Raw genomic sequence first — 13,614 nt, forward strand, 5'->3', positions numbered from 1 at the left:
TATTGTGAAATACACCTCTATTTTATTAAAAGGGGTGTATTTTTTCATTTTAGTACTTTTCGTTTATTTTCAAGTTAGTATGGAAAAACTAGCTTTGAGAACTTTAACAAGTGAGAACCATTAGTATAAAAGCAAAGAAAGGTAGTTGTTTGTTCATGAGAGCTATTTCTGTAACCCTAATGCTTTCAGTTGTCATCATTTTAGCAGCTTGTAATGAACAAAGCCGTTCTCCTATTGAGGTTGATATGTACAACCCTGATGGTGACTCGTTAGGTACGGCCACGTTTTCAGAGCAGCCAGATGGGGTTCAAATTAAATTAAAACTTTCCGGTTTTGAATCAGGATTACATGGTATTCATGTACATGAATACCCGAAATGTGAAGGACCAGATTTTAAAACAGCCGGGAACCATTTTAATCCAGAATCAAAGCTTCACGGGCTGATGCATCCTGAAGGCCCACATTTAGGGGATATGCCTAATTTGGAGGTAGCTGAAGACGGAAAGATTGATACAGAAGTAATGGTACAGGGTGCGACCTTGAAAGATGATAAAAACTCTCTATTAGTAGGAGAAGGAACGTCATTAATTATTCACGAAAAGCAAGATGATGGAATAACACAGCCAGCTGGTGAGTCAGGAGCAAGAATCGCATGTGGCAAAATTACGTTAAATGAAAGTAACGAAACAGAATCACCTTCAAACCCAGCGGATGACGGTCCGCAGAAAGAAGAATAAGGACAGGGTTTGAATTATTTTGTTGCCTTGTATTCGTAATTGATAGAAAATGCGACGTAAATATAGCATAACTTGTTTCCAAATATCAATTTGATGAGTGCGGAACCATCGCTACGGAAATACACTTCGCTTTCCGCGGGCGAGCGGTGAGCCTCCTCACTACGTTGCGGGGTCTCACCTGTCTCTTTGATCCCACAGGAGTCTCCGTGTATTTCCTCCGCTTTAGACTGTGTCTCATTCGTTTATTTAGAGCTGACTATTGGAAAACAAAAGCTTTTAACCACGCATTCATCAAAACACTCCAATAGTGGAGGCAGAATACGGAGACTCCTATGGGAGGAAGCGTGGTGAAGACCCCGCAGGAAGCGGTCTTTGCTTCCGAGGAGGCTGAGGCCGTGCCCATGGAAAGCGGAGAATTCTGCCGGAACGGTTTGCATGCACTCATCAGAATGACTTGGGAGCCACTTTTTTTACGTCGCAGTTTATATCTATTTTCAAATAAGAACGAAAAAAAGGGATGAAACCGTAGTAACGGTTCATCCCACTTTTTATCCGTTAAGAGCTTGTATAATACGGTTTACTCCTTCGACTACAATCTCGTTTGGACAGGCGATATTCATTCGCATAAATCCATCACCTTCACGTCCAAAGGAAAGGCCATCATTTAATCCAACCTTTGCGTTTGAAACGAAAAATTGCTTTAGTTCACTCGAGCTTAGACCCATTTGTCTACAGTCAAGCCATAGTAAGTAAGTCCCCTCTGCATCAAGCACTTTGATTTGGTCTGTGTGTTCATGAATTTTCTCTTGAACATACTTCTTGTTTTCATCTAATACTTGAATTAATTGATCAAGCCACTCTTCACCATGTAAATAAGCAGCTTCCATGGCAACAATACCAAACGTATTTAACATACCTAGTCCTTGACTAGAAAATTGTTTTTCAATGCTTTTCCTTTTTTTTTCATTTGGAACAATTAAATATGAAGCCTGTAGGCCCGCGAGATTAAAGGTTTTGGATGGAGCCATACAAGTTATCACTTGTTCTCGAATTTCATCTGAAAAAGATGCCATTGGGATATGGGTATGTTCAGGATAAGTCAAATCCCCATGAATTTCATCAGAAATAATGGTTACATTATGTTTTAAGCATAAGTCAGCCATTTTGTGAAGCTCATCCTCTGTCCACACTCTTCCTAAAGGGTTATGTGGGCTACACAATATAAACAGTGTAACCTGATCATCTGTAACCTTTTGTTCGAAGTCCTCAAAGTCAATTTCATATCTTCCATCTTTTAATTGGAGGCTATTTTTGACAATCTTTCGTCCATGTTTTTCAACAGCACCATAAAAGGGTGGGTATACAGGAGTTTGTATGAGTATATGGTCGTTCTCATTGGATAAGGCTTGCACCGCCATATGTAGCGAAGTGACCACACCAGGACTAAATAATAACCATTTTTCATCAATGTCCCATTGATGTCTCTTTTTTACCCATTGTTGGATCGCCCCTTTTACAGGCTGATCGGTAATCGTATAGCCATATATGTTATGTTGAGCTCTCTCGACAATTGCATCTTTTACTGCATCTGTGGAAGGGAAATCCATATCCGCAACCCACATAGGTAGAACATCTTTGTTTTGAAAGATCGATTCTCTTAAGTCCCATTTCACAGATCTTGTGCCGGTTCTTGTAACGGTGTTTCGAAACTTTTCCATTCTAAAACCCCTCTCTTATGTAAACAGGATTACTATTCATATCATACAAAACTCTTTATAAAAAGGACAATATTTTACTTTGAAGATATTAAGGCAAAAAAAAAGCAAAGCGTTATAACGCTTTGCTACACAGGGGGAATACGAGAAAGTCTTACATTAGTTACTATTACCGTTATTTCCAAAATCTAAACATAAAATTTTAATTTTTTCTTAGGGCAAAAGAACTATTTTGAATTACTTTAATTTGAACCTGATAACTAGCCCTTCAAGCAATTACTCTCATAGAGGCCAGTAAGTATTTTTGATTGTCCCCTTTGTTTATGATAAAATCATTAAATGCGTAAGAAAGAGAAAAAATAGTCGGGAGTTGTTCGTCATGGCAGAAAAGTTTGAAGTAGGTCAAGTTTTAGAAGGTAAAGTAACAGGTATTCAACCATATGGAGCATTCGTTGCACTTGATGAGGAAGTTCAAGGACTTGTTCATATATCCGAAGTTACACACGGATTTGTTAAAGATATTAATGAGCATTTAAACGTAGGGGATACAGTTAACGTAAAAGTGCTAAATATCGATGAGGAGAAAGGAAAGTATTCCTTGTCCATTCGTGCAACAGAGGAGCCGCCGAAAAAGGTGGAGAAACCAAAGAAACAAAACAAACGTCAACAACCACAAGAAGAATCTAATGCGGCAGTTGGCTTTAACACTCTTAAAGACAAGTTGGAGGATTGGATTCAACAATCTAAAGAACGTGAAGAAACATACCGTAACTAAGAAAAGCGCAAGCACCTTCGAAACAAGAAAAAACACTTGTTTCTGCGAAGATTATTCTAAGAAGCATTCCTTAGTGCTCAGCCCCGATAGGCATAAGTCAAGCCTTGGCGTGGCGTTTTTTGCTACATAGGGGATTGACTTATGACCCGAGGGGCTAGGCGCTGGAGCTAGACATTTTTGAATTATATATTTCCTTTAATCAAAAGGCATCGACAGATCGGATTCGATCTCAAGTCGATGTCTTTTTTTGTTTTTAAAAATGAAATTTTTGATTTTATCCTGTAAATAGAACATAATAAAAATGTGTGCTTAAAAGAAGGAAAGGGGTTTTTTTGATGGAAAACTTTATGTTTTATAATCCGACTAAGCTTGTATTTGGAAATGGACAATTAGAAAAACTACCAAAATTGGTTCCAAATGATGCCCAAAACGTTTTGATTGTTTATGGTGGCGGTAGCATTAAGCGAAACGGACTATATGATCGAGTAATACAACAACTAAAAACTATAAATGTGAATGTCCATGAATTAGCTGGGGTTGAACCGAATCCTCGCCTGTCAACAGTGAAAAAGGGACAGGAAATTTGTAAACAAGAACAAATTGATTTTATTCTAGCTGTTGGTGGCGGAAGTGTAATTGATTGTACGAAGACTATTTCTGCGGCAGCCAAGTATGATGGAGATCCGTGGGATTTAGTGACAAAAAAAGTTAAACCAGAAGACGCCGTGCCATTTGGTACCGTATTAACCATTGCTGCTACTGGTTCTGAAATGAATTCAGGAGCCGTTATTACAAATTGGGAAACCAATGAAAAATATGGCTGGGGAAGCCCACTCTTATTCCCGCAATTTTCCATTTTAGAACCGAAAAATACATATACCGTACCAAAGGATCAAACCATCTATGGAATGGTTGACATGATGACGCACATTTTAGAGCAATATTTCCATCAGCCAACTAATGCACCCGTTCAGGATAGAATGTGTGAAGGAGTTCTCAAGACGGTAATAGAGACTGCACCTAAGCTCCTTGAAGATTTGGAGTCCCCACAGCACCGGGAGACGATTCTTTATGCAGGTACCATTGCTCTAAATGGAATGCTCCAAATGGGTTACCGTGGAGACTGGGCAACTCATAACATTGAACATGCCGTATCTGCCGTATACGATATTCCTCATGCTGGTGGATTAGCTATTCTATTTCCAAACTGGATGAAACATAACATCGACACGAATACCGAGCGTTTTAAACAATTAGCGGTTCGTGTATTTGACGTAGATCCAAGCGGAAAATCTGACAAGGAAGTGGCCCTAGAGGGAGTTGAAAAGCTTAGAAGCTTCTGGGATTCCCTGGGAGCACCAAACCGACTAGCTGATTATGATATTGATGATTCACAGCTTGACTTAATGACCAATCGAGCTATGGCAAACGGTGCATTCGGGAACTTTCGTAAATTAGAAAAAGAAGATGTACTAAGTATATTAAGAGAATCATTATAAAATCAATTGCATCCGTTTAGAGGTAATGGTATCTTTATATTTCGATTAAAATACTAATTTTACCTTATACTAACTAGAAGAGAACATAGGAAAAGGAGCGTTACATGTGACTCACATTCAATTTCGCTATGATTATGCAGAACAGTTTATACAAGAACATGAATTAGGCTTAATGGATGATGCAACTAAAGCTGCCCATGTTTCCCTACATAATAAAACAGGGGCAGGAAATGACTTTTTAGGCTGGTTAGATTTACCGAATGCATATGACAAAGAGGAGTTTGCTCGGGTTAAAAATGCAGCTAATAAAATTCAACAAAACTCCGATGTGCTTATCGTGATTGGAATTGGCGGTTCCTATTTAGGCGCTAAAGCAGCTATTGAGGCATTGAATCATTCTTTCTATAACATGCTAGACCAAGAAAAACGTCAAACTCCACAAGTACTATTTGTAGGAAATAATATTAGTGGACCATATGTAAAAGAATTATTTGATGTCTTAGAAGGCAAAGATGTATCTGTGAACGTCATTTCAAAGAGTGGTACGACAACAGAGCCTGCCATGGCCTTCCGTGTATTCCGCAAGTTTTTAGAAGACAAATATGGAAAAGAAGAAGCAAAACAACGCATTTTTGCTACAACTGACAAGGAAAAGGGTGCTTTGAAAACTTTAGCTACCGATGAAGGCTATGAAACCTTTGTCATCCCTGATGATGTAGGGGGGCGTTTTTCAGTCTTAACTGCTGTTGGCCTTTTACCTATTGCGGTTACAGGTGTGGATATTGATGAGATGATGAAAGGTGCACAGCTGGCTACCCAAGAGTTAAACGAAAACAATGTGAGTTCAAACATTGCTTATCAATATGCAGCCATTCGCAATATTTTATATCAAAAAGGGAAATCAGTAGAATTACTCATAAACTACGAGCCTTCTCTACAATATTTTTCTGAATGGTGGAAGCAATTGTTTGGAGAAAGTGAAGGGAAAGACCAAAAAGGAATTTACCCGTCCTCTGCTAATTTTACGACCGATTTACATTCACTTGGGCAGTATATTCAAGATGGCCGTAAGCAAATGTTTGAAACGGTAATCCAAGTCAATCAACCACGTCAAGATGTAGACATTCCAAATGATGAGCAAAATCTAGACGGACTTAATTACTTGCTAGGGAAGACCTTTGATGATGTGAATAAAAAAGCATTTGAAGGAACTGTCCTTGCGCATACTGACGGACAGGTACCAAACTTAGTCATTGAAATTCCTCAATTAGATGCCTTTACGTTTGGATATCTTGTTTATTTCTTTGAAAAGGCTTGTGCGATAAGTGGCTATTTACTAGGAGTAAATCCTTTTGATCAGCCTGGTGTAGAGGATTATAAGAAAAATATGTTTGCGTTGTTAGGAAAACCAGGTTTTGAAGAAGAAAAAGAAAAACTGGAGAAAAGAACGAAATAATCAAAAGGCTTTGTCAAATGACAAAGCCTTTTTTAACTGTTTCCGAAGAGTCCCCAAGATTCATATCTGTCAAATAGCCAAGTATTTCTAAAATCAAAATGTATGTGCCGGGCATACTATGCGTAAACACGACTTAGAAAAGGTGAGTTTACATGTACAAGTTAGATTCAGGCATTGAAAATCAAGTCTTTAGCTTAATTGACTTAGAAAATAAACTAAAACCAATCGGATTTACCATTGGAAGTAGCTGGGAGTATGACCATGGTTCTTTTGATTATCAAATGACTAATGAAGGGCGCTACTACTTTGTTCGCATTCCCTTTACAGCTGAAATTGGTCAACTCGATGAACCGGGTGTTCAGGTTCGAGTTGGTAAACCATTTATATTAGGGCATCAGTATACCGATGGAATCGATGAAGATGTCATGATTGGGAATATAACAGCTGGTATTAATCAGTTTCAGTCACCAACAGACCCTGACACAGAGGTGCCAGATGAGTATATCCATCAAGGGAATGAAATTATAAAAAACGTTGAGAAAGCCTTAATCTCTTAAGGAAGCGAGTACAATTAAACGATCATTTATTTCTAGTTTCATCTGGAAAGGAGGGTTTATAATGACCTCTCCTTTTCGGATGATTCCAAGTAACAACCCATCTTTTTTTACATAATCATTGGAACATTCTAGGAAGGTTTGATTTATATGTTCATCTGCTACGTCGTGCTCGATATATTGCTGACTAGCCAGTTGTTCCAACATAATATCAAATGGTTTAACCGATTGAATACGATATAACTCATGAAAAAATAAGGTACTCATAAAATCATTTGATCGAATGACAGTATTCGCTCCAGCACGTTCAGCATTCATTACATGCTCTTTCATTAAAACTTCAGCCACTATAGGAGCTTCGGGATTAATGCCTCTAACAGCAATCGTACATAATATAGTTAATTGATCCGCCTGTTTTTCTGGTTTTGATTGATCAGAGGTAATCACAATCTGTTTTGCATACTGCATATTGGCTTTATGTAGGGTGTCATCTAGTGAAGCATCACCTTGTATAAAGTGTAAATGATAAAACTTTTTCGGTGACTTTTTTAACGAATGATCAATCAGAACAATATCCTCCGCTGGTTTATTATCCTTAATCATTTGAAGGAGCTGTCTAGATCTTTCATTCCAGCCAATAATAACGACATGCCCTCGTCCTTTAAAGGCGACCTCTCCTTGGTCAATTTCTTTTTCTCGTTTCACTACTCCCGTAGAGACCGTAACCATGTAATAAGTAACAATTCCCCCACCAGCTAAAATCATCATGATCCCCACAATTTTTCCAGCAATAGTAATTGGGACAAAATCACCATAGCCAACAGTCGACCCTGTAACAAAAGCCCACCACAATCCATCAAATAAGCTCGGGAAATGCTCAGGCTCGATTAAGTGGATAATCCATCCAAATACAATCATGAAGAATAGGACGGTTAACAATAAACGAAAATAAATAGGTATTTGAAAATACCAACGCCACAACATTTGCATAGGAGTTCCCCTCAACTTTCATAACGTATCTTTTTCTACTATACTTATCTTTACAAAAAGGGTAGAATTTTCATTAGTCACTTATATAGTTTGAGAAGATTTTATCTATTCCATACATGGAGGAGATTAAGATGGAACTAACGAACAAGCAATTTTTATTAGATCTACTAACAACCCCATCTCCATCAAGCATGGAGATGACAATTCAAAAGAAATGGATGAATTACATTAAGCCGTATGCAGATGAAATACGAACCGATCATGCTGGGAATGTAATTGGTATTCTCAATCCCGATGCCGATTTTAAGGTCTTATTAGCGGGGCATTGTGATGAGATTGCTTTTGTGATTACCAAAATTGAAAAGGACGGGTTTCTTAGGTTCAGTAAAATGGGAGGCATAAGTCCCAAGGTTGCCGTCGGTATGAAGGTTGAAATTTTAGGTGCTAACAAAACGTTAACAGGTGTGATTGGGGCTAACGCTGAACATCATGGAGGAGTAAAGGAAAAACTGGAGTTTGAAGATTTATATATTGACTGTGGGGCTAAATCAAAAGATGAAATTGAGCCATACATACAAATTGGAGACCTCGCTATATATAAACGGGAGCCAGAAATATTAATGGATCGGTATATATCAGGCAGAGGGCTAGACAATCGAACAGGTGCATTTATTGTGGCCGAGGTGCTAAGGAAATTATCGGAAAAGAATGTTCATGCAGGCGTTTATGCTGCTAGTACTGTCAATGAAGAAACGAACTTGGGGGGAGCATACTTTGCAGCAGCTGGCATTCAACCTTCATTTGCCATTGCTTGCGATGTAACATTTGCTACTGATTATCCTGGAGTGGATACTGCAAAATACGGTGATATTCAGTTAGAAAAAGGGCCAGTTTTAGCCAAAGGGGCTCCGATTAATCGAAAGGTAAATCAGTTTTTACAAAAGGCAGCACAGGATTTATATATGGATGTGCAATACGAATTGACACCTCGAAACACAGGAACAGATGCTGATAAAATGCGGTACACAGGTGTAGGGGTACCGGTTGGACTCGTTTCCTTACCACTTCGTTATATGCACTCACCTGTAGAAACGGCAAGTATGAAGGATATTCAAGAAGAAATTGATTTGCTTGTTAAAATGATTGAAGATCTTTCTGGATCAGAGTCGTTAAATCCGTTAGATGACTAAAGGGAGATTTTCATTTCTATAAAAAAGTAGCAAAGGAATTCATTAAATTCCTTTGCTACTTTTTCCTTGCTATTTTTTTGTTACAACCCCTAAAGTACATCTTGAAATGGATATTAGATGTTCATCCTCATCTACAATTTTTACCTCCCATACCATCGTGGTTTTTCCAATATGTATTGGTGTTGCCGTTCCTGTTACGGTACCTGAGCGTTTACTTTTAATATGATTGGCATTGATTTCAATTCCAAATACATTTTGAGTATTCGCATCTACATTTAGAAATCCGCCAATACTGGCTGCGCTTTCGGCTAGTGCAACACTGGCTCCACCATGTAAAAATCCTAGTGGCTGGTGTGTTTTCGGACCTACAGGCATGGATAAGACAACTCGCTCTGGCTGTACTTCTACAATTTCTATGTCTAATGCTTCTAATAAGGTATCGGACACATCCATTTGCATAACTTCCATCTCCCTTAGCAGATACTTTTTCTATACACGTGTCATCATGCTGTTCTTAAATATAATTTAAGCATATGGAAACTTTTTCAAACTGTCAATCATGAAGATAAAATCTTGAGCATGAGTAAAAAAGAGAATAAAATTAGGTTGAATTATGTATTTCGTGTTAAAATGAAAGATGGTGTTTATGCATATTAAGGATTTATATATATATGATGGATGGGTCAAGGTCAGGACGTTTAGATCTGTTCATACCCAATCTTTTGGAGGTAATTTGAATGATTGAAACCAAGCAGCAATGGTTTTTGGAATCCATTTCAAAGGCGATGAGTAAATGGACTACTCATCAAGAGCATCAGCTGTTTAGCTATACAGAAAAAATACATTTACAAGACCCTCTTGCTGTCTTTCAGATGACTGAATCTTTTAAGGGGTCTCGTATCTTCTGGACTAGCCCTGAGGAGGATGTGACTTTTATTGGTTTTGGTTCCGCTCTAACTATAGATACAGAGAGTGATATGAACCAAGATCGCTTTGAACGTGTGGAAAGAAAATGGAAAACAATCGTTGAATCATCCTATATTGATAACCCTTATAAGCTTCCGGGAACAGGGCCAGTGTTAATGGGAGGATTCTCTTTTGACTTAACGAAAAACAAGCCTCTCTGGAAGAACTTCCCGAATACGTTGATGTGGGTCCCGGAATTTTTAGTTGTCATTCAGGGTGAGGAAGCCTACCTTACTTTTAATGTCATGCTAAAATCTGAGGAACAAGTGGAATCGAAAATAAAGCATTTTGAAAACACGAAAGAAACGATTTCTAAGCCTGGTACCTTTTATTATCATAAAGAGTTTTCCTATCAGGAGAAATGGGATATTTCACCTGAGGAGTGGAAAAATACTGTCTTAAAAGCTACTGAACAAATTAGTCAGGGAAAAATGGACAAGGTTGTTCTGGCCCGGGAATTGCGAGCAAGGTTTAATGAGGATATTCCAGTTTCTGCTGTATTAGCCAATTTGTTAGAGCAACAGGGACAGAGCTATGTTTTTGCCATTGAAAGTGGAGAGGATTGTTTTATTGGTGCAACACCTGAACGATTAGTTAAAGTAGAAGATGACCAATTGCTTTCCACTTGTCTCGCTGGGACCGCGCCTAGAGGAGATACTCCAAGTGAGGATGAAAACTTAGGGGCGGAGCTAATTAATGATGAGAAGAATTTAATGGAGCATCAGTTTGTTGTTAATATGATTAAAGAGGCGGTTGAGGCATCATGTGATGATGTGGAAGTTCCTTCAGCACCGGTCTTATACCGTTTGCGGAATTTGCAGCACTTATATACACCGGTTCAGGGAAAACTCAAGGCTGGACATACATTATTGGAAGTGGTCAAAAGACTTCATCCCACACCGGCAATGGGAGGCGTTCCACGTGATAAGGCTCTTCAATTTATCTATGAGGAAGAGAGGTTAACTAGAGGGTGGTATTCTGCTCCAATTGGATGGATGGATGCCATGCGGAATGGGGAATTTGCAGTGGCGATCCGTTCTGGTCTGATTCAAAAGGATGAGGTATCACTTTTTGCTGGATGTGGAATTGTTAAGGATTCTGACCCAGAAAAGGAATTTATTGAAACAAAAATAAAATACAAGCCGATGTTAATGGCGCTAGGAGGGACGTCATGAGCCATCAAGAAAACCTAACCTATTACGTAGCACAATTTGTAGATGAGCTTTACCAAAGTGGGATTAAGGATGTGGTCATTTCTCCAGGCTCTAGATCAACCCCACTTGCCTTAACCTTTGCTGAGCATGAACATATCAATCATTGGGTAAACCTTGATGAGCGTTCCTCAGCCTTTTTTGCGTTGGGAATGGCGAAGGAGCAACAACGTCCTGTTGCTCTCCTTTGTACATCTGGTACTGCAACGGCCAATTATTTTCCTGCAATTATTGAGGCGTTTTATAGTCGAGTCCCTTTAGTTGTCTTAACGGCTGATCGTCCTCACGAGTTACGAGATGTGGGAGCACCACAGTCTATTAATCAACTGAAAATGTATGGTGATTATGTGAAATGGTTTCATGAAATGACCATTCCAGAGGCCACAATCCAAGCCTTAAGCTATGCTAGAAGTATTGCTTCAAGAGCGGTTGCCAAGGCTGAAAGTGAAAACTCAGGTCCTGTTCATTTGAATTTCCCTTTACGAGAACCATTAACCCCAGATTTCTCCTTGCCAAATATCTGGGGGCGCTCGAGTGCGGACACTTATCATCATCATATTGCAGGTGAACGTAAATTAGACTCGAACCAGGTAAATCAAATCCTTACACAGATAAAAGATGGAAAGCGGGGACTATTAATATGTGGTCCTCAAACAGATTTAGACGTAAAACAGTCTATTTTCACCTTAGCTAAGCATTGGAACATTCCTGTATTAGCAGACCCTCTATCCCAGCTTAGAGCAGGTAAACATAATAAAGGACTTTTGATTGAATGCTATGATTCCATTCTAAAGAGTGAACAAATTAGAAACCAGTTAAAACCTGACTTTATTATTCGCTTCGGTGCCATGCCGGTTTCAAAGCCGTATATGTTTTTCATCAAAGAAAACCCAGATGTTCCTCATTTTGTAGTGGAAAGCTATGAAGGCTATCGGGAGCCGACCTTACACCAAACAAAATACGTGTATTCAGATCCGAGCCATTTTTGTGCACAGTGTGTGGAGCACAATCAGGGAATGGAAATGGATCCTGTTTGGACAAATATGTGGGTACGTATGAATGATTTGGTTAAGGCTCAGTGGCTGGAAGAAGAGTCAGAAAAGGTTACAGAAGGCCATGCTGTGACTGAGATTAAGGATGCCATGAAGGATCAACACATTTTATTTACAGGTAATAGTATGCCTGTGCGAGATGTGGACACTTTTTTCACGTCAACTGAGCATGATGTTCAAATCATGGGAAATCGTGGCGCGAATGGCATTGATGGCATTGTTTCTTCTGCTATTGGTGCGGCCTCACACGGGAAAAAGGTTACACTGTTAATTGGAGATTTATCCTTTTACCATGATTTAAATGGACTCTTGGTCGCGAAGCAGTATGGAATAGATCTAACAGTTGTGTTAATTAATAATAACGGCGGTGGGATTTTCTCTTTCCTCCCTCAGGCAAAAGAACCAAAGCATTTTGAAGTGTTATTTGGTACCCCACTTGATTTGGAATTTTCAAAGGTTGTTGATATGTATGGAGGACATCATGTTCAAGTAGAATCTAGACAGCACTTGCGACAGAAATTGGAACATGCATATGAACAAGGCGGGATACATGTGCTTGAAGTGCAAACCAATCGGGAAGAGAATGCAAGCTGGCATCGAAATGAATGGCAGCAAATAGAAACCAAACTACTACAGATTATTGGTGAAGAATCATGATGATTTCCATTCATCAACATCAGTATTGGGTAGAGCGAGCAGGACAGGGGGAACCACTTGTCCTGCTTCATGGTTTTACAGGGTCTACCTCGACTTGGGCACCCTTTGTAGATAACTGGTCCGAGCATTTTGAGGTCATTTGCATCGATCTTCCAGGACATGGCAAAACCAACGTAAATGGCGAATTTTCGATGGAATCTACCTGTGAAGACCTTCATGTATTGCTTAAGCAATTAGGTTATAGGAAAGTACATTTGCTAGGATATTCCTTGGGCGGAAGAGCTGCCTTATCCTTTGCGTGCTTGTATCCGAATGATGTGAGTTCCCTAATTTTAGAAAGTTCATCACCCGGTTTATGGACAAAGGAGGAAAGGGTTTCACGAATACAACATGATGAAGCTCTTGCTCGCCGGATTGAGAACGAGGGTATAGAATCATTTGTTGATTTTTGGGCAAATATACCAATGTTTGAAACACAAAAAAGGCTCTCTCTTAAAGTCCAAGAGCAAGTGCGCCAAGAGCGTCTCAATCAAACGGCAAAAGGCTTAGCCAGTTCACTTCGCTATATGGGAACAGGTGCCCAACCGTCGTGGTGGGATGATTTAAAGCAATTGCATATGCCAACCTTATTACTAAGCGGAGAACTCGATCAAAAATTTACGAAACTGAATCAGGCAATGGTAGATGTAATCCCGAATGCATCCCATAAAGTTGTAAAAGATGCGGGTCATGCGATTCATGTGGAAAAACTGCAGATTTTTGATAAAATAGTGTGTGACTTCATTTTACATAATGAATGAAAGCGATTGAAA

13 protein-coding genes are annotated in these 13,614 nt (G+C 39.2%); 10 read left to right on the top strand and 3 right to left on the bottom strand.

Annotated elements, in window-relative coordinates; translation table 11 throughout:
- Positions 1 to 155 precede the first annotated feature (155 nt).
- The gene (locus GH754_RS02490; protein WP_153727136.1) at positions 156 to 737 is read left to right on the top strand and encodes a superoxide dismutase family protein; all 582 of its coding nucleotides are present in this window, start codon (positions 156 to 158) and stop codon (positions 735 to 737) included.
- Between the two features lie 347 nt (positions 738 to 1,084).
- Positions 1,085 to 1,258: a hypothetical protein gene (locus GH754_RS02495; RefSeq protein WP_153727137.1), complete on the top strand. Its 174-nt coding sequence runs from the start codon at positions 1,085 to 1,087 to the stop codon at positions 1,256 to 1,258.
- A 27-nt stretch (positions 1,259 to 1,285) separates the two neighbouring features.
- Here GH754_RS02495 and GH754_RS02500 read toward each other — a convergent pair whose 3' ends face one another.
- Positions 1,286 to 2,455 carry a MalY/PatB family protein gene (locus GH754_RS02500; RefSeq protein WP_153727138.1) on the bottom strand — a complete coding sequence of 390 codons (1,170 nt, stop codon included), beginning with the start codon at positions 2,453 to 2,455 and terminating at the stop codon, positions 1,286 to 1,288.
- A gap of 376 nt (positions 2,456 to 2,831) precedes the next feature.
- On the opposite strand from GH754_RS02500, the gene yugI reads away from it, so the two are divergent.
- The 4 genes from yugI to GH754_RS02520 all read left to right on the top strand — a co-directional run bounded on the left by yugI (position 2,832) and on the right by GH754_RS02520 (position 6,739).
- Positions 2,832 to 3,227 (top strand): S1 domain-containing post-transcriptional regulator GSP13, encoded by a 396-nt coding sequence (gene yugI / locus GH754_RS02505; RefSeq protein WP_153727139.1) that lies wholly within the window; start codon positions 2,832 to 2,834, stop codon positions 3,225 to 3,227.
- A gap of 335 nt (positions 3,228 to 3,562) precedes the next feature.
- Positions 3,563 to 4,726: an iron-containing alcohol dehydrogenase gene (locus tag GH754_RS02510; RefSeq protein ID WP_153727140.1), complete on the top strand. Its 1,164-nt coding sequence runs from the start codon at positions 3,563 to 3,565 to the stop codon at positions 4,724 to 4,726.
- Positions 4,727 to 4,832: 106 nt separating this feature from the next.
- Entirely contained in the window at positions 4,833 to 6,182 is a 1,350-nt protein-coding gene (locus tag GH754_RS02515) for a glucose-6-phosphate isomerase (protein WP_323741814.1), read from the top strand.
- A 152-nt stretch (positions 6,183 to 6,334) separates the two neighbouring features.
- Complete coding sequence (locus GH754_RS02520) at positions 6,335 to 6,739, top strand: YugN-like family protein (protein ID WP_153727141.1); 405 nt, start codon at positions 6,335 to 6,337, stop codon at positions 6,737 to 6,739.
- On the opposite strand, the gene GH754_RS02525 is transcribed toward GH754_RS02520, so the two are convergent.
- Positions 6,728 to 7,726, bottom strand: a complete 999-nt coding sequence (locus GH754_RS02525) for a potassium channel family protein (protein ID WP_153727142.1) — start codon at positions 7,724 to 7,726, stop codon at positions 6,728 to 6,730. The two genes, GH754_RS02520 and GH754_RS02525, sit on opposite strands and share 12 nt — an antisense overlap.
- 131 nt (positions 7,727 to 7,857) lie before the next feature.
- Between GH754_RS02525 and GH754_RS02530 the strand changes: the two genes are divergently transcribed.
- Positions 7,858 to 8,916: a M20/M25/M40 family metallo-hydrolase gene (locus GH754_RS02530; protein WP_153727143.1), complete on the top strand. Its 1,059-nt coding sequence runs from the start codon at positions 7,858 to 7,860 to the stop codon at positions 8,914 to 8,916.
- Between the two features lie 69 nt (positions 8,917 to 8,985).
- Here GH754_RS02530 and GH754_RS02535 read toward each other — a convergent pair whose 3' ends face one another.
- The gene (locus GH754_RS02535; RefSeq protein WP_153727199.1) at positions 8,986 to 9,369 is read right to left on the bottom strand and encodes a hotdog fold thioesterase; all 384 of its coding nucleotides are present in this window, start codon (positions 9,367 to 9,369) and stop codon (positions 8,986 to 8,988) included.
- A gap of 284 nt (positions 9,370 to 9,653) precedes the next feature.
- Here GH754_RS02535 and GH754_RS02540 point away from each other — a divergent pair, with 284 nt between their 5' ends.
- From GH754_RS02540 to menH, 3 genes are read left to right on the top strand one after another with little or no spacing between them, the layout of a single operon-like run.
- Entirely contained in the window at positions 9,654 to 11,057 is a 1,404-nt protein-coding gene (locus tag GH754_RS02540; protein ID WP_153727144.1) for an isochorismate synthase, read from the top strand.
- A complete protein-coding gene (gene menD, locus GH754_RS02545; protein ID WP_153727145.1) occupies positions 11,054 to 12,802 on the top strand; it encodes a 2-succinyl-5-enolpyruvyl-6-hydroxy-3-cyclohexene-1-carboxylic-acid synthase in 1,749 nt (582 codons plus the stop codon). The genes GH754_RS02540 and menD overlap by 4 nt, the downstream gene beginning before the upstream one ends.
- Positions 12,799 to 13,602, top strand: coding sequence for a 2-succinyl-6-hydroxy-2,4-cyclohexadiene-1-carboxylate synthase (gene menH, locus GH754_RS02550; protein WP_153727146.1), 804 nt, complete (start codon positions 12,799 to 12,801; stop codon positions 13,600 to 13,602). Before menD ends, menH begins: the two co-directional genes overlap by 4 nt.
- Positions 13,603 to 13,614 lie beyond the last annotated feature (12 nt).

It is taken from the genome of Salinibacillus xinjiangensis (assembly GCF_009649735.1).
In the GTDB taxonomy this organism is placed as follows: Bacteria; Bacillota; Bacilli; order Bacillales; family Alkalibacillaceae; genus Salinibacillus; species Salinibacillus xinjiangensis.

Excerpts from the sequence above, each read along its gene's own strand:
- GH754_RS02520 (WP_153727141.1), top strand. The coding sequence starts at position 6,335 with ATGTACAAGTTAGATTCAGGCATTGAAAATCAAGTCTTTAGCTTAATT.
- menH (WP_153727146.1), top strand. The coding sequence starts at position 12,799 with ATGATGATTTCCATTCATCAACATCAGTATTGGGTAGAGCGAGCAGGA.
- GH754_RS02535 (WP_153727199.1), bottom strand. The coding sequence starts at position 9,369 with ATGGATGTGTCCGATACCTTATTAGAAGCATTAGACATAGAAATTGTA.
- GH754_RS02490 (WP_153727136.1), top strand. The coding sequence starts at position 156 with ATGAGAGCTATTTCTGTAACCCTAATGCTTTCAGTTGTCATCATTTTA.
- menD (WP_153727145.1), top strand. The coding sequence starts at position 11,054 with ATGAGCCATCAAGAAAACCTAACCTATTACGTAGCACAATTTGTAGAT.
- GH754_RS02500 (WP_153727138.1), bottom strand. The coding sequence starts at position 2,455 with ATGGAAAAGTTTCGAAACACCGTTACAAGAACCGGCACAAGATCTGTG.
- GH754_RS02510 (WP_153727140.1), top strand. The coding sequence starts at position 3,563 with ATGGAAAACTTTATGTTTTATAATCCGACTAAGCTTGTATTTGGAAAT.
- GH754_RS02530 (WP_153727143.1), top strand. The coding sequence starts at position 7,858 with ATGGAACTAACGAACAAGCAATTTTTATTAGATCTACTAACAACCCCA.
- GH754_RS02540 (WP_153727144.1), top strand. The coding sequence starts at position 9,654 with ATGATTGAAACCAAGCAGCAATGGTTTTTGGAATCCATTTCAAAGGCG.
- yugI (WP_153727139.1), top strand. The coding sequence starts at position 2,832 with ATGGCAGAAAAGTTTGAAGTAGGTCAAGTTTTAGAAGGTAAAGTAACA.
- GH754_RS02525 (WP_153727142.1), bottom strand. The coding sequence starts at position 7,726 with ATGCAAATGTTGTGGCGTTGGTATTTTCAAATACCTATTTATTTTCGT.